The sequence below is a fragment of the Flavobacterium amniphilum genome (assembly GCF_023634845.1).
GTDB lineage: Bacteria > Bacteroidota > Bacteroidia > Flavobacteriales > Flavobacteriaceae > Flavobacterium > Flavobacterium amniphilum.
In genome coordinates, this window is the sequence record NZ_JAMLJL010000007.1 from 152,368 (window position 1) to 168,625 (window position 16,258).

At 36.1% G+C, this 16,258-nt stretch carries 13 protein-coding genes; 3 read left to right on the forward strand and 10 right to left on the reverse strand.

Going from position 1 to position 16,258, the window contains the following annotated elements:
- Window positions 1-41: 41 nt before the first annotated feature.
- Genes NAT51_RS09910 through NAT51_RS09925 form a run of 4 tightly spaced genes read right to left on the reverse strand, consistent with a single transcriptional unit; the run spans window position 42 to window position 5,181 of the window.
- Window positions 42-2,069, reverse strand: coding sequence for a protein-disulfide reductase DsbD family protein (locus NAT51_RS09910; RefSeq protein WP_250598585.1), 2,028 nt, complete (start codon window positions 2,067-2,069; stop codon window positions 42-44).
- On the reverse strand, window positions 2,069-3,373 hold the full coding sequence (tilS, locus tag NAT51_RS09915; RefSeq protein ID WP_250598587.1) for a tRNA lysidine(34) synthetase TilS: 1,305 nt from the start codon (window positions 3,371-3,373) through the stop codon (window positions 2,069-2,071). Before tilS ends, NAT51_RS09910 begins: the two co-directional genes overlap by 1 nt.
- A 45-nt stretch (window positions 3,374-3,418) precedes the next feature.
- A complete protein-coding gene (locus NAT51_RS09920) occupies window positions 3,419-3,865 on the reverse strand; it encodes a DUF1572 family protein (RefSeq protein WP_250598589.1) in 447 nt (148 codons plus the stop codon).
- A 26-nt stretch (window positions 3,866-3,891) separates the two neighbouring features.
- Complete coding sequence (locus NAT51_RS09925) at window positions 3,892-5,181, reverse strand: anthranilate synthase component I family protein (protein WP_250598591.1); 1,290 nt, start codon at window positions 5,179-5,181, stop codon at window positions 3,892-3,894.
- Window positions 5,182-5,364: 183 nt separating this feature from the next.
- Here NAT51_RS09925 and NAT51_RS09930 point away from each other — a divergent pair, with 183 nt between their 5' ends.
- A complete protein-coding gene (locus tag NAT51_RS09930) occupies window positions 5,365-7,089 on the forward strand; it encodes a tetratricopeptide repeat protein (protein ID WP_250598598.1) in 1,725 nt (574 codons plus the stop codon).
- A 138-nt stretch (window positions 7,090-7,227) separates the two neighbouring features.
- Window positions 7,228-8,142, forward strand: coding sequence for a DUF4349 domain-containing protein (locus tag NAT51_RS09935; RefSeq protein ID WP_250598600.1), 915 nt, complete (start codon window positions 7,228-7,230; stop codon window positions 8,140-8,142).
- Between the two features lie 53 nt (window positions 8,143-8,195).
- Here NAT51_RS09935 and NAT51_RS09940 read toward each other — a convergent pair whose 3' ends face one another.
- From NAT51_RS09940 to NAT51_RS09955, 4 genes are all read right to left on the reverse strand, one after another.
- Window positions 8,196-9,581 carry a hypothetical protein gene (locus NAT51_RS09940; protein ID WP_250598602.1) on the reverse strand — a complete coding sequence of 462 codons (1,386 nt, stop codon included), beginning with the start codon at window positions 9,579-9,581 and terminating at the stop codon, window positions 8,196-8,198.
- A gap of 283 nt (window positions 9,582-9,864) precedes the next feature.
- Window positions 9,865-11,268 (reverse strand): dihydrolipoyl dehydrogenase, encoded by a 1,404-nt coding sequence (gene lpdA, locus NAT51_RS09945; protein ID WP_250598603.1) that lies wholly within the window; start codon window positions 11,266-11,268, stop codon window positions 9,865-9,867.
- Window positions 11,269-11,408: 140 nt separating this feature from the next.
- Window positions 11,409-11,600 (reverse strand): hypothetical protein, encoded by a 192-nt coding sequence (locus NAT51_RS09950; protein ID WP_250598605.1) that lies wholly within the window; start codon window positions 11,598-11,600, stop codon window positions 11,409-11,411.
- 59 nt (window positions 11,601-11,659) lie between these two features.
- Window positions 11,660-12,112, reverse strand: coding sequence for an Lrp/AsnC family transcriptional regulator (locus NAT51_RS09955; protein ID WP_250598607.1), 453 nt, complete (start codon window positions 12,110-12,112; stop codon window positions 11,660-11,662).
- A 163-nt stretch (window positions 12,113-12,275) separates the two neighbouring features.
- Between NAT51_RS09955 and NAT51_RS09960 the strand changes: the two genes are divergently transcribed.
- On the forward strand, window positions 12,276-13,946 hold the full coding sequence (locus tag NAT51_RS09960; protein WP_250598609.1) for an RluA family pseudouridine synthase: 1,671 nt from the start codon (window positions 12,276-12,278) through the stop codon (window positions 13,944-13,946).
- A gap of 13 nt (window positions 13,947-13,959) precedes the next feature.
- On the opposite strand, the gene NAT51_RS09965 is transcribed toward NAT51_RS09960, so the two are convergent.
- Together NAT51_RS09965 and NAT51_RS09970 are read right to left on the reverse strand one after the other, a co-directional pair.
- Window positions 13,960-14,442, reverse strand: a complete 483-nt coding sequence (locus tag NAT51_RS09965; RefSeq protein ID WP_250598611.1) for a YdeI/OmpD-associated family protein — start codon at window positions 14,440-14,442, stop codon at window positions 13,960-13,962.
- A 72-nt stretch (window positions 14,443-14,514) separates the two neighbouring features.
- Window positions 14,515-16,227 carry an APC family permease gene (locus NAT51_RS09970; protein ID WP_250598613.1) on the reverse strand — a complete coding sequence of 571 codons (1,713 nt, stop codon included), beginning with the start codon at window positions 16,225-16,227 and terminating at the stop codon, window positions 14,515-14,517.
- Between the last annotated feature and the right edge of the window lie 31 nt (window positions 16,228-16,258).

Genomic DNA, 16,258 nt, shown 5'->3' on the forward strand with positions numbered 1-16,258 from the left:
AAAGTTACCCCAATAAAAAATCCCGGCGAACCGGGATTTGATTATTTTTTGAAGTTTTTGATTCCGCTTTCCAGCCAGGTTTTGTATTCATTCGAATCGGGTGTGTAACCCACAGGCTCGTTAAGTCTTTCTCCTTCGCTATTTAAAACGATATAATAAGGTTGGGCGTTAGCTTTGTAATGTGTAATCTGGAAATCACTCCATTTATTACCGATTGTTTTGATTTCTTTTCCGGTTTCTTTTGAAACATATTGTTCACTGGCAGGTAACTCACGTTTATCATCCACGTACAAAGAAATCAGTACTAAGTCATTTTTAAGAAATGAAAGTATTTCAGGTTTTGACCATACAAAATCTTCCATTTTACGGCAATTTACACAGGCATGGCCCGTGAAATCCAATAAAACCGGTTTGTTTTGCGCTTTGGCATAAGCCATTCCTTTTTCGTAATCGGTAAAAGCAATAATGCCGTGCGGCCCTGCTTTTGCTCCGTCAGGATATGCAGCGTTCGAAGATGAACTTCCTGCTGAACCCATAATTCCGTTCGGACTCTCACTGTATGTCAGTGGCGGCGGAAAACCTGAAATTAATTTCAAAGGAGCTCCCCATAATCCGGGAATCAAGTATACGGTAAAGGCTAATGTCAATAATCCGAATAAAAGTCGACCAACGGATATCGATCGTAACGGACTGTCATGTGGTAAAGTGATTTTCCCAAATAGGTAGAAAGCCAAAGTCCCGAATACAACGATCCAAATCGCTAAAAATATTTCTCTCTCCAGTAAATGAGTTTGCAAAACTAAATCGGCATTTGATAAAAATTTAAAAGCCAATGCTAATTCCAAAAAGCCTAATACAACTTTCACCGTATTTAACCATCCTCCTGATTTCGGCAATGAATTTAACCAGCCCGGGAACATCGCAAACAACATGAATGGTAAAGCTAATGCTAAAGAGAAGCCGAGCATGCCAACTATTGGCGCAATTCCCCCTTTAGATGCTGCTTCGACTAATAAAGTACCTACAATCGGTCCTGTACACGAAAAAGAAACTATAGCTAAAGCTAATGCCATGAAAAGAATTCCTATTATTCCACCTCGGTCAGCCTGTCTGTCCACTTTGTTTGCCCAAGAGTTTGGTAACATAATTTCAAAAGCTCCTAAAAAAGAAGCTGCAAAGAAAACAAGCAGGATAAAGAAAAAGATATTGAACCAAACATTGGTAGATAAAGCATTTAGGGCATCGGCACCAAAGATCGCGGTCACCAGAGATCCTAAAATGACATAAATTAAGATGATTGATATTCCGTAGAAAATGGCGTTTCTGATACCGGCCGCTTTGTTTTTACTTTGTTTGGTAAAAAAGCTTACCGTCATTGGTATCATCGGGAAAACACATGGTGTCAATAAAGCTGCAAATCCGGAAAAGAAAGCGATCAGGAAAATTGAAAGTAAACCTTTTTTCTCTTCAGGCTTCTTCGCGGCATCTGTTGTTGTAGAAGTAGTTAAATTATTTTTTGTATTTACACTGCTTGAATCTGTTTGTGTTACAGTTTCTTTTATAGTGTCAACAGCAATTTCTTCAACTTTGCCAGCTTCAGTTGTAACAGTAGTTGTAGCAGAAACCGGTAATTTAATATCAAAGGTTTTATCCTGTTGGATACACGCTTCTTTACAAACCTGATATTCGATATATACTTTTGCTGAAGTTACTTTCGGATTCGTGATTTTAATGGTTTGACGGAATTGTGCCTTGCCTTCGAACATATATTCGTCAACTTCAAAAATATCACTGTATACCTTTTTGTACGGACTTTCTTTAGTCTTACCGACTAACTCATAATTTTCTTTTGCGTTTTTGTATTGGATGACTGTCGGAAGTGACGCTCCATCCGGTGTGAATTGCGAAAACATATGCCATTCGTGTTCGATGGTGGCATCCATAACCAAAACGAATTCGGTATCTGATTTTTTCTCAACGGAAGTTTTCCATGAAACCGGATCCAAAATCTGGGCATTTCCAATAAAACTGATTAAAACTAAAAGAATTGAGGCGAATAGTTTTTTCATTACTGTAATTCTATTTTTAATATTTGTTGTGTGTCGTTATTTGCAATAAAGCGTTGGTCAGCACGGTGGTTTACAATCCAAATGATTTGATTTTCAGAACAAAGCAACCAAGTATCTTCTTTGTCGATTAATGAAAATTTCTCGTCTTTAAAGTATTTGCTTACTTTTTTCTTTCCATGCATTCCCGATGGGTAAAAGTAATCACCTTCCTGCCATTTTCGTAAAGTTAACGGAAACTTTAACGAAAGTTTATCAACAAAAATAGTGTTTGCAGAAGCATTAATTATGTGATTTTGGTCACTGAAATGTAATTTTACCGGTAAATCACCGGTCTTTAAACTTTCATCAATAAAGTAGGTTACTTCCTGTTCCTCTTTTATTTTGGAAATAATTAATAACGATCTGTCTTTTAGTAATTTGTGGGTATCTGAAAAGACCTGCTTCCCTGATTGGGCTTCGGTTAAATCATAAATATCTTCCCAAGCCGTGAACCCGTAAGGTTGTAGCCATTGGTATAAATAGGCTTTATAATTGGGTAATTCCAATAATTTTGGAAGGTTGATTTTGATTTGGCCGTTTTCTTCAGTGACGATTTGGTTATAAGCTGTTTCCGAAGCATCAGACACCATCGATTGTATTTGCTGCAGATGTTCAATCGTATTTTGGAAAGATGACAAAAATCCCGGATTTAATTCTTTTAAAATGGGAATAATAGCATGACGGATTTTATTCCGGAGGTATTTATCCGATGCATTACTGGAATCTTCACGCCATGTGATGTTATTCTCTTTCGCATGACTTTCAATTTCTTCCCGCAAAAAAATCAATAACGGCCGTACAATTTTACCATTTTGCTGCGGAATTCCGGTCAGACCGTCCATACCGGTTCCTCTTGTGAAATTGATTAAAAAAGTCTCGGCAGAATCGTCAAGGTGATGTGCAGTTAACAAATAATCAAAGCCTTCGGTTTCTAATAATTCATCAAACCAGTCATAACGCAATTTCCTTGCGGCCAATTGAATGGAAAGTTTGTTTTCTTCTGCGAATTCTTTGGTATTGAACTTTTTGCCAAAAAAAGAAATATTATTTTTCAGACAATAACTTTCAATAAAATTAAAATCTTCATTGCTTTCTTCTCCCCGGAGACTGAAATTACAATGTGAAATTCCAATCTTAAAGCCTGATTTCTGTATCAAATCTGTCAAAACCATACTGTCAATTCCTCCGCTAACAGCTAATAGTAATTTTTTACCTGTTAGGAAAGCGAAGTTTTGTTGAATATGATTTTGAAATTTCTGCAGCATAAATAAATGTATTTACGAATGTAAGCTTTTTAAAGCCAAAAGATTTTATTCGTCAAAGAAACGTCTGTGGTAATTGATTTGGCCTAAATGATAACTCAAATGGACATTTATATGGATCAAATAATGATAAGTTGAGGTTCTTCCATAAGAAACTTCCATTGGATATTCTTTGTAAAGTTGCTCTTCCGGAATAATACTTAAAGTGTTTTTGATGATGTTTTTAATTTCTTCAATGGAAGCCAGAAGATTTTCCCTTGAAACATTTTTGTCCGAAAATTCCAAATCCCTCTGACGTATATAACCTGTATTCCCGAAGGCAGCTCCAATGTAAGTGTTTAAATTGCCAATAAGGTGAAGAATTAAATTTCCCGCCGAATTACTGATGTTTTTATCAGTGATCCAAAGATTTTTTTCGTCTTTATACAATTGGATTTCTTCGCTCAATTTGTTTAAATCCCTGTCGTAAAGTCTTTGTAATGATTCTAGTAACATATTTTAGTTTATTATTGATTTTTAAGTTAATTGCCTAAAACTTCCCGCATGGCTTTTGCTTTCAGCAGGCATTCTTCATATTCTTTTTCAGGTTCGGATAAGGCTGTTATGGCACTTCCCACCGAAAATGAAACATATTGGTTTTTTGCATTATAAAGTATACTTCTGATGACTACGTTGAAATCAAAGTCGCCGGTAGGGTTGAAGTACCCCAATGCTCCGCTGTATAATCCACGTTTGGTTTCTTCCAATTCTTCAATAATCTGCATGGCCGAAATTTTAGGCGCGCCTGTCATACTTCCCATAGGGAAAGTTGTTTTGATGATTTCAATTGGAGAAACCGATGAATCAACTTCGGAAACTACTGTAGAAATCATTTGGTGTACTTGCTTAAAACTGTAAATACCGCACAATTCTTCTACCTGAACCGAACCTTTTTGAGCTGTATGGGACAAATCATTGCGGACTAAATCGACAATCATAATGTTTTCAGAACGTTCTTTCGGATTTTGTTCCAATTCGATTTTTGATTTTTCATCCAATGCTGAATCTTCAAACCTTTTGGAAGTTCCTTTAATCGGTTGTGTAATGATTTTTAAACCTTCTTTCCTTAAATACCGTTCGGGTGATGCACATACCAAATAATTGAAATTATTCTTAAAAAAAGAGGCAAAAGGAGGTGTTGATATAGTATTGAGTTTGCTGAAAACTGTTAATGGATCAATAGTTGTGTCATCTGCAAAAAACTCCATACAGAAATTGGCTTCATAAATATCTCCGCGGTGGATATGTGAGAGCATGTTGTTGACTTTCTCGATGTATTTTTCTTTTGCAATACGCTGGTTGATCTTAATAGAAGTTTCTTTCGCTTTTTGATTATCCTGAATTAACAGAATTTCTTCAAAATCGATTTCAACTTCATCATCACACATATTAAGATAACAGATTTCGAGTTGGTTCCCTTTTAATAGAAAAAGTTTCTTTGGCTGAAAAAAGAATACATCCGGAAAATTTAATCCGTCAAAATTTGTTGATGTCAATTTTTCCACATCGTTTTTTAAATCATAGGCTAAATAACCAAATAACCAATCTCTGGATTGCTGTTGGTATTGCTTTAAATCTTCAAAAGCATTGTGATGATCTGTCTGTATTAACGTAAAAGCATCAACGGCTAAAACGGCTTCATAACCTGAATATTTCTGAGGGTAATTGTTGCTGTCTAAAAAAACAGCTTCACGGAATTGTTGGGACCAAATCAGTAATTGGTTTTTGAATTCGGCCGGATTAGAAATATTTTTTAGGACTGAAGTTCTCAAGTGATGGATTTAGCTGTAAAATTACGACTTAGACACAAAGTTTACAAGGAAAATAGAGATTGCATTTCTTTCTGATCTTTAAAATTTTGAATACCAGATGAGTTTTTGACGGAAATTGTGTTTTTGTTTTAGATTAAATTTAACAAGTCATTGATTTTGAGTAAATTTAATAGAAAAATAGCCATGAAAAAAATATCTCTTTTGATGATGGTACTGGTTTTTTCGGTTTCCTGCAAAAAATCAGAGCCGGTTGTCCGGGAAGTAGCGAAAATTGGAATGGATAGTTATGGTTGTCCGGCTCCGGTTAGTGATGCAAGTTGGTATATGTCCGATAAAAAAGCTCCAATTTTTCAAGGGTTGGATGTAATTCATTATCCAATAACAACAAAAAATCCTGAAGCCCAGAAATATTTCAATCAGGGATTGGCATTAGCTTATGGCTTTAATCACGCTGAAGCAGCACGTTCATTTTATTATGCAAGTAAACTGGATCCGGAATGTGCCATGTGCTTTTGGGGATTTGCTTATGTTTTGGGACCAAATTATAACGCCGGCATGGAACCTGATAATTATGAGCGGGCTTATAAAGCCGTTCAACAAGCTTTAAAATTGTCTGATAAAGAAACTTCAAAAGAGAAAGCGCTTATTCAGGCTTTGTCAAAACGGTATGTCGAGAAGCCTGTTGATGACAGGAAAGAGCTTGATATTGCCTATTCGGATGCTATGAAGGCTGTTAATAATCAATTTCCGGATGATATAAATATCAATGCGCTTTATGCTGAATCAGTTATGGATTTGCATCCTTGGGATTTATACGAAAAGAATGGATCACCAAAAACATGGACACCCGGAATCGTTTCCCTGTTGGAGAAAATTTTAAAGAAAGATCCAAAGCATATAGGAGCCAATCATTTCTACATTCATGCCGTTGAAGCTTCAAATCACCCGGAAAGAGGTAATGCATCGGCAGCAGTTTTTGACTCCGGTTTAGTACCGGGTTCAGGACATTTGACACATATGCCTTCACATATCTATATCCGCACGGGAGAATATAATAAAGGAACAGTGTCGAATATTAATGCTGTTAAAGTCGACAGTCTTTATACCACTATATGTCACGCACAAGGAGCTTATCCATTGGCTTATTATCCACATAATTATCATTTTCTCGCAGCAACGGCTACTTTGGAAGGAAATTCAAAATGGGCCGTTATCGGAGCTAATAAAACATCGCAATTGGTTCATCCCACAAACATGGTTATTCCCGGATTGGGAACACTTCAGCATTATTATGTGATCCCTTATTTTGTAGCGGTAAAATTCGGGAGATGGGACGATATCATGAAAATGAAATTGGTAAATGATACTATAAAATATCCGAAAGCGATTTCACATTATGCCAGGGGAATGGCTTTTTTGGGTAACAATGATATCAAAAATGCTAAAATTGAGCTGAATAAGTTGGATGTTTTTACCAAAGATGAATATTTAAAGAAATCAACTATCTGGGAAATTAATTCGATGCATGATTTGGTCAATATCGCCTATAAAATTTTGAAAGCTGAAATTTTAGCCAAAGAAGAAAAATACCCTGAAAGTATTAAGCTTTTAAAAGAGGCCGTAATTATTGAAGACGCGTTGAATTATAATGAACCTCCCGACTGGTTTTTTTCAGTGCGGCATCATTTAGGAGCAATTCAAACGGAAGGCGGCTATTTCAATGATGCTATTAAAACGTATCAGGAAGATTTACAGCGTTTGCCTAAAAACGGTTGGGCTTACCACGGACTTAAATTGGTCTACAAACAGCTAAAAGATAAATCCAAAGTAATCGAAATGGATCAATTGATCAGTAAAAGCTGGAAAAATGCCGATGTTCAATTAGTAGGTTCCAGAATCAAAAGTTAAATAAAATCTAAAATTATCAGTCAGCCAATTTCTGGCATGTTTTTTCGTGCGTGAAGTTTAGTATTAACACTAAATTTCATATGAATATTGATTATAAAACTACTCGCTTAATTTTTAACCTTTTAATCAATTATTTGTATGAAAAAAATGCATTACACCGGATTGGCATTACTGGTAATTGCCACCATTGTTTATTCTTGTAAAAACAGGGAATATGAAGAAAATGTAGCTGGAGAAAGTGTAGCCGAAGCCTCTGCTGCAACAGCTGACAGTACGCAGGTGGTTTCTTCTTTAGCCGCAGTAGAACCGGAAAAATCGAACCGGAAATTTATCCGTACCGCCGACATTAAATTCAAGGTGAAAAATGTTCCCAAATCGACTTATATTATTGAAGATGCGATGAATAAATTCGGTGGTTTTGTGACTTATACCAATCTGCAAAGTAATGTTTCGGAAAGAGACGAAGTAAAAGTTAGTCCCGACAGTAGTTTGGTGACCACAAAATATACTATGGTTAACGATATTACAATCCGTGTTCCCAATACAAAATTGGATACAGTCATAAAGACGATTGCAAGCCAAATCGATTTTCTGGATTACAGGGTAATTAAAGCTGATGATGTTTCTTTAAAAATGTTGTCGAATGAATTAGCTCAAAGGAGAAGTAATTCTTCGGAACAAAGAATTGAGAAGGCTATTGATACCAAAGGGAAAAAACTCGATAATGTGTTAAATGCCGAGGATAGACTGGATGCTAAAAAAGAACAGCATGATAATTCAAAAATTGAAAATTTATCGCTTCAGGATCAGGTTAATTTCAGCACGCTGACATTGGCAATTTATCAGAATGAAGCGGTAAAACAGGAATTGATTGCCAACGAGAAAAGTGTTAATGCATACCGTCCTAATATCGGATTGCAGATTTGGGACAGCATAAAAACCGGATGGTTTATGTTGGAAGCCATTATTGCCTTTGTGTTTCAGCTTTGGGGAATTCTCCTGTTAGGTTTTGGTGCTTACTTTTTGGCTAAGCGTTATGCGAAAAAAGGATAAAAATAAGGCCGCTGTTTGAGCGGCCTTTCTATATTTGTTATTGTTGGAACTAATTAATTGACTAATTCAACTAATAAAGTACTTCCTGACATTATATTGGTTCCTGCATTTGTTAAACTTGAATGAAGACTCACAGCCTGATATGCTGTTAAGGAATATAATTTAGTCAAAGTTACGGTACTTGATTCATTATTGGAAATGGTGACATAGGTCCTGGTCCCGGGAATTTCGGTTCCGTAGATAGTTAAAAAGAACTCAGGATTAATTGTTCCTCCCGATGTTTTTCTTAATGAAACAGTATAGCTGATTTTGTATACTCCGGTTTTAGTAACCTGAATATTATCACCGGCTAAAGTTGTATTTGACGATAATCCGCTAGTTCCAAAAGTAATTGCTCCCGAAGCTAAGGTTGCAGTACTGTTGTTTTTGTAAACTTCTCCGTAATATTTATCACCGGCAGGGTTTTTCCATGTTGCTTTTCCGTTGGCATCTGAAGTTAAAACATACCCATTAGCTTGATTTCCATCTACCATTTTTATTGATCCCACAACGTGAAGGCGTTCATCTGGTGCATTCGTACCAACACCTACTTTACTATTTCCGTTTAAAGAACTTCCCAATACGATAGCGTTAGCCTGTGCAGTAGTAGCCTGATAACCTATGGCAGTTGCGTTTTGTCCCGAAACATTGGATTCGTATCCAATTGCCAAAGATTGCTCTCCGGTTGCATTGGAGCTGTTTCCTAATCCCAATCCGTTATTATTGGTTGCTCTTGCCGAATATCCTAAAGCAGCTGATCTATAGCCTGAAGAATTTGACAAATGACCTAATGCTAAAGCACTGTTGTTTGATGCAGTTGAAGTGTATCCCAAAGCAGCCGACTGATATCCGCTTGCATTTGCAGAAGCTCCCAGTGCAATTGCTTCATTATTGGTTGAGGCTTGTGCGGAAGTTCCAATGGCAACTGAATTGTTGTTGTTGGCCACCGAATTATAACCGATATTGATTCCGCCGTTTGGATGGAATTTTGCAAAATCCGAATTGTTTACTTTGAATTGGATAGGGAAGAAGTTATTAGTTCCCATATAATCAGCAGCAACCGCGTTGTTACCGGATAAATTCCATGAATTCCCTCCTGAAACCGGTGGTACTGAAGAACCGGATAATGCTTTCCATGAACCGTCCCAATAGTAAAATCCAGGTGTTAAATCGGCAGATGAACTAGTGTTGTAAACTAAAAGACTGGTTGCTGGACTTGCTATCGTTGTATTGTCTGTTGAAGAGGTCAGATTGATTCGCGGTATCAATAAACCTGAATTAGTACTTTTTATTTCCAGCATTGAGGAAGTGCTTGGAGTCGTTGTTCCTATGCCGACTTGTGAATGTGCAGTAATGAAAGTAAAAAGGCTTATAATACTTAAAAAAGTAATTTTTCTCATCTTATTTTTAATTGAGGACGGTGCAAAATTATTAAAAGTCAGATGATTAAAGATGGTGTGATTAGCGTGTTTATAGAAAATAGAATACTTTTGAATTTGGTTTTTGACGGGCTTTTATGGACTGTTTTGTGATTATGATTTTTTTTGTAGTTTAAAAATATCAATTTGACAATAACTGATGTTGTTTTTTTTGAAGTTGGTAATTTTGTGATTTTGATGATTTAACAAAAAAATAACAAAAAACCCGCATGAAGCGGGTTTTAAAACATTTGAGGTTATTTTTTTAAACGTGTAATGCTCTGTTACCTGTAGCAGCTAAAGCGGCTTCTTTGATCGCTTCTGCAAACGTTGGATGTGCATGTGACATTCTTGAAATATCTTCTGCTGAAGCTCTGAATTCCATTGCAGTTACGGCTTCAGCGATTAAATCAGCTGTACGTGCACCAATCATGTGAATTCCTAAGACTTCGTCAGTTTTTGCATCAGCAAGGATTTTAACGAAACCGTCTGTATCAGCACTTGCACGGGCACGTCCTAGTGCTTTGAAAGGGAAATTTCCTGCTTTGTATGCAATTCCCGCTTCTTTTAATTGCTCTTCGGTTTTTCCTACGGCAGCAACTTCAGGCCATGTGTAAACAACACCAGGGATTAAGTTGTAATCAATGTGTGGTTTTTGTCCTGCTAAATATTCAGCAACCATAACACCTTCTTCTTCTGCTTTATGTGCTAACATAGCACCACGTACTACATCACCGATAGCATAAATGTTTGAAGCAGTTGTTTGTAAATGATCATTTACTTCAACTTGCCCTCTTTCGGTAATTTTAACACCGGCTTTATCAGCATTCAATCCGTCAGTATAAGGACGGCGGCCTACAGATACCAATGCGTAATCTCCTTCAAGAACAACTTCGTTACCTTTAGCATCGTCAGCTTTTACAGTTACGGCATTTCCGTTTCTTGATACTTCTTTTACTTTATGTGAAGTATAGAATTTCATGCCTTGTTTTTTTAATACTTTGGTTAACTCTTTTGATAAAGCACCATCCATACCAGGAATGATTCTGTCCATGAATTCCACTACAGAAACCTGTGCGCCCAAACGCAAGTATACCTGGCCTAATTCCAATCCGATTACACCACCACCGATAATTACGAAATGCTTAGGAACTTCAGTTAATTTTAAAGCTTCAGTTGAGGTAATGATTCTTTCTTTATCGATAGAGATGAAAGGCAAGCTTGAAGGTTTTGAACCTGTCGCGATAATAGTGTTTTTTGCTTCGATTTTTTCAACTGAACCGTCATTCTTGGTTATGTTGATTGTAGTAGCATTTTCAAATGAACCAACACCTTCAAATACAGTGATGTTGTTTTTGTCCATTAAATATTTAACTCCGCCTGATGTTTGGTCAACTACAGCTTGTTTGCGGGCAATCATTTTTTCTAAATTCACTTTTACTTCTCCTGAGACTTCAATCCCGTGATCAGCAAAATGTTGTAATTCTTCATAATGGTGTGAAGAAGCTAATAATGCTTTTGAAGGAATACAACCTACATTAAGACAGGTACCTCCAAGAGTTGAATATTTTTCAATAATAGCAGTTTTCATTCCTAATTGGGCACAACGGATTGCTGCTACATATCCACCGGGACCTGAACCAATTACAACTACGTCAAATGAACTCATAGTATATATTTTATGTTGTTTTTAAAAAAATCAACTGCAAAATTAGTGAATTTTGTTTAGAAGGAAATTGTCTTTTAAGAAAATATGAGAAGAAAGGATTCAAATAAAAAGCCCTGATGTAATTCAGGGCTTAAATTTTATTAAACTGCGTCTTGGCAAGTGTAAACCTGAGGACATCCGATGTAATCTGAACAATACCATGGTCCTGTTACGGAACCGGCGCAATCACATCCGCAAAGTGATAAATCGATTTTAGCCTTACCATAAATTGTTTTTTGGCTTTCTGTTGATAATACTTCAGCTCCTGACAGATTTAAAAGTCTTGATTTCATAATAAAAATTTTTAAGGTTAGACTGCTAAAGTAGTATTTTTATTACAAACAACCGATTTTTAAATGTCAAAAACAGTCGTGTTTTTTACCTCACCAATCATAAAAGACGAATGGGTACTTCCTATGTGCTTGATAGAAGTTAGTTTGGTAACCATAAACTCACGGTATTCTTCCATGTCTCTTACGCAAATTTTTAAGATATAGTCATAATCACCACTAACATGGAAGCATTCAAGTACTTCGTCTAATTTTAAAATTGCGTTTTCAAATTCGGCAATAAAATCCTTGGCATGTTGAATCAATTTAATATGGCAGAAAACTACATAACTTTTACCCACTTTATTGCGGTCAACCAAAGCAACATACTTTTTAATTGTACCGTCTTTTTCAAGTTTCTTGATTCGTTCATAAACAGCAGTAACAGAAAGATTTAATTTCATTGATAATTCTTTTGTTGTACTTTTGCTGTCCGTCTGAAGTAATTTCAGTAATTTTTTATCTATAGCATCCATTTTTTTTCAGGATTTGAATTGTTGAATATTAAATTTGAATTATAAAAAAATCTAATTAAATGCAAAATTATAGATTTTACTTCTAATAATGTTAAAAATTGCTTAAAAATATTCTATTTATATTGAATTAAGCTATTTTTTTATAACCTTCAGTTTGCTTTAGATGCTAAAAAACCATTTTCAATCTTTCAAATCGGATATTTCAGGAATTTCGTTACCGGAAAAATTTACGTTCCCATTTTACTATGACCCGCATTCATTGGCGATGTTGGCTTCTGCCGAATTGAAGGATTATTTAGCTTCACAATCAGATTTTGAACACAATTTCGGATTGGATACTGATCAGGCCGGTTTAGTAATTGGAAAAATGTTCGGGGTTTTGGTTTGTCAGGATCAGAATGGTGAATTGGGTTATTTGTGGGCTTTTTCCGGAAAATTGGCAGAAGTTAACCATTTGGATTATTTTGTGCCAACTGTTTTTGATATGTTGGATCCTAAGGGGTTTTTCAAAAAAGAAGAAGAAGTAATCAATTCTCTTAACAGACAGGTTGAAATTCTGGAAAATCAAAAGGATTATCTGGATTCGGTTGTGAATTTGCAGGGTGTGCGGGTTGAAGCAGCTGCTGATATTAAACGGCATAAAGATCATGTCAAGTCACAAAAAAAAGTACGAAACAGAAAACGGACTGAAAATGAATCGGTTTTAACTGAAGTAGCTTTTGTTCAATTGCTTAAAGAATTGAATGAGGAAAGTCAGCAGGAAGGTATTTTACTGAAAAAGATGACGGCTTATTGGAATTATAAAATTATTGACGCCCAAAATGAACTGAAAGTATACGAAGACTCCATCTGTAAGTTAAAAGAAGAACGGAAGCAGAAATCAGCAGCTTTACAGCAAAAATTATTCGCAGAATATTCTTTTCTGAATCAATACGGAAAAAAGAAAAGTCTGGGGGAGATTTTTGATGATAATCCGCCGGCAGGTGCTGGTGAATGTGCGGCACCTAAATTACTTCATTTTGCGTTTAAAGAAGGTTTGAAGCCGATTTGTATTGCTGAGTTTTGGTGGGGACAATCGCCAAAATCGGAAGTCCGTAAACACGGTCAGTTTTATGCAGCCTGTAAAAGCAAATGTGAACCTATTTTACTTGGACATATGCTTGAAGGGATTGATATGGATGATAATCCTTTTTTAGAAAATCCGGCCGAGGGAAAAGATATTACCGTAGTTTTTGAAGATGAATTTTTAGCTGTAATTAACAAGCCTGCCGAATTTTTATCAGTTCCCGGAAAAGAAATTCAAGATTCGGTTTACCAAAGAGTGAAATTGATGTATCCGAATGCTACAGGGCCTTTGATTGTGCATCGCCTGGATATGTCGACTTCAGGTTTGATGCTGATTGCTAAAACGGAAAAGGTTTATGTCATGTTACAGCATCAATTTATAAATCGTACGGTTAAAAAATGTTATGAAGCGTTGTTGGATGGTGTTCTTGTAGATAAAAACGGATTTATTGACTTGCCATTACGGGTTGATTTGGACGATCGCCCACGTCAATTGGTTTGCTATGAATATGGAAAACAGGCCCAAACAGAATGGGAACTTATAGCAGTGGAAAACGGAAAGACGCGGGTTCATTTTTATCCTATTACCGGAAGAACACATCAGTTGCGTGTTCATGCTTCGCATCCGCTGGGATTGAATACGGCTATTGTAGGTGATGATTTGTATGGAACTAAATCAAACCGTCTGTATTTGCATGCAAAATCCATTACCTTTAAGCATCCTGTCAGTCATGAAGAAATGAAATTGACTGTTGAGGCTAATTTTTAAGGTAGTTAGCACTTTAGGGTTTGTCCTGTCCGATGAACCGTTCTCTCCCAAATAAAAAGTTAATCGCCTTTTTGATATTCCGGTCAATACTTTCTTCTTTTTTTAGTGAAGCTATGTAGCGGATGATTTCTTTTTGCTTTGATGGAGGAAGACTCTCAAAGATTTTTTTTGCCTCAGGGTTTTCGTTTAAAGCAGTAATCAATTTTGGATTAGGAATGATACTTCGGTCATCAGGATCAAAAGCAATTTCAATCTCTATTATTTCACCAATCCGTTGTGGTGATCTGGAGAGCATGACTGTGTTGATGTATAACCGCCATTCTCCGCTGTATCTTACCAGAGTTTGTTTATAACTGTCACCATTGACTGTTCCTTTTATTGGTATTTGTCCTTTATCTTTTCCAAATTCCCTGAAGATTTCCTGAAGAATTTCATCAGGAACAAACACAAAGGGATTGATTCCTATTAGTTTTAAATCGGTTTTGAATTTGTGCATGGATATTTGATTTTGATTCGAAAACTTTCTTTAAAGTAATAAAAAAATCCCGGATTGACCGGGATTGTATTTTTAATCTTCTATAGTTGCTTTTAATTTAGACTTGTTCAGCTTACTGTTGTTGAATCCGTAAAGCATGTAAACAACGAAACCTATTACTAACCAGCATCCAAACCATGTCCAGTTAGTAACAGTCATTCCTGTTAGTAAATAGCTACACGATATTAAACCCAATAATGGGATTAATGATAAATCCTTGATAAATGCAATAAATGCCATGATGATTGCTAATGAATAAAAAACAATCAACGGAATATTTACAGCAATTTTTGATGAATCTGAAAAGTCGAAAATCTCACTGAAATAAGTCGGGAAATTTAAGTGGACAATCGTCAATGATGCAATCAATAAAACAGGATAAACAAATTTGGAATTAATGTAAGGTAAATGGAATTTTCCTTTTTCTTTTTGTCTTCTCGGAATTAACATAACTCCACCGCAAACCAGAATAAATGCAAACAAAGTTCCAATACTTGTAAAGTCTAATACGAAAGTTTTATCGGTAAAGAAAATCGGAATACCCACAACTAATCCGGTCAGGATCGTTGAAAATCCGGGAGTTTTGTATTTAGGGTGAATTTGTTCGAATTTTTTTGGCAATAAACCATCTCTACTCATACTCATCCAGATACGTGGTTGTCCCATCTGGAAAACAAGCATTACACTTGTCATGGCAACTACTGCACAAATTGCAATTAAGAAATGCATTACAGGTGAATTTAACTGTGCTTTTTCGAAGATAAATGCCAATGGATCTCCTACACCTTCAAATAATTTATAATCAGCAGCGCCGGTTAAAACAAGTGCTAATAAAATATATACGATTGTACAGATGACAAGGGAATAAATCATTCCTCTCGGTAAGTCTTTTTGAGGGTTTTTACTTTCTTCCGCTAAAACTGATACAGCGTCAAAACCAATGTATGCAAAGAATACACCGCTTACAGCCATCATAACACCTTTGAAACCATTTGGCATAAAACTCTTAACACCTTCTGTATTTACAGGTGTCCAATTGTGGGTCAAATCGTTTGAAAATATAAAATAGCCTCCAACAACAATTACCATTAATACAACAAGCATTTTGATAAGAACCATCACATTACTGAAATTCTTACTTTCTTTAACTCCTTTGTAAACCAGAAAAGTAATTCCGATATTGATTAATAAAGCCGGTAAATCGAAGATTATTTTTAATCCTCCAATGATTGGTGCGTTGTTCCATGCGATGAAGGATTCTCCTTGCGTTGCATGTTTAGCTTCCTGATAACTGGTTGATAAGAATTCGGGCAGATGTACGCCACATTGATCTAATAAAGAGGTGAAATAGTCACTCCAACTGAATGCTACATAAATATTACCGATAGAGTATTCCATTAATAACGCCCAGCCAATTAACCATGCAAAAACTTCCCCAAAGCTGGCATAAGCATAAGTGTAAGCACTTCCCGATACAGGTATTCTACTGGCAAATTCTGAATAACACATGGCAGTAAAGCCACAGGCAATAGCCACAATGATAAAAAGAAATACAACGCCCGGACCTCCGCTGAAAACGGCGCTTCCCAAACTGCTGAAACTTCCGGCACCAAGGATAGCTGCTATTCCGAAAAAAGTTAAATCTTTTACTGTGAGTACTTTGTTCAATCCGGAGTGTTCCCCATCCCCGCCTTGTTGTAATATGGATGCAAGTGTTTTTTTTCTAAATAAATTTGAAAATGACATATAATTTGTTTGGTTTGTTTGTTAAAAGCCA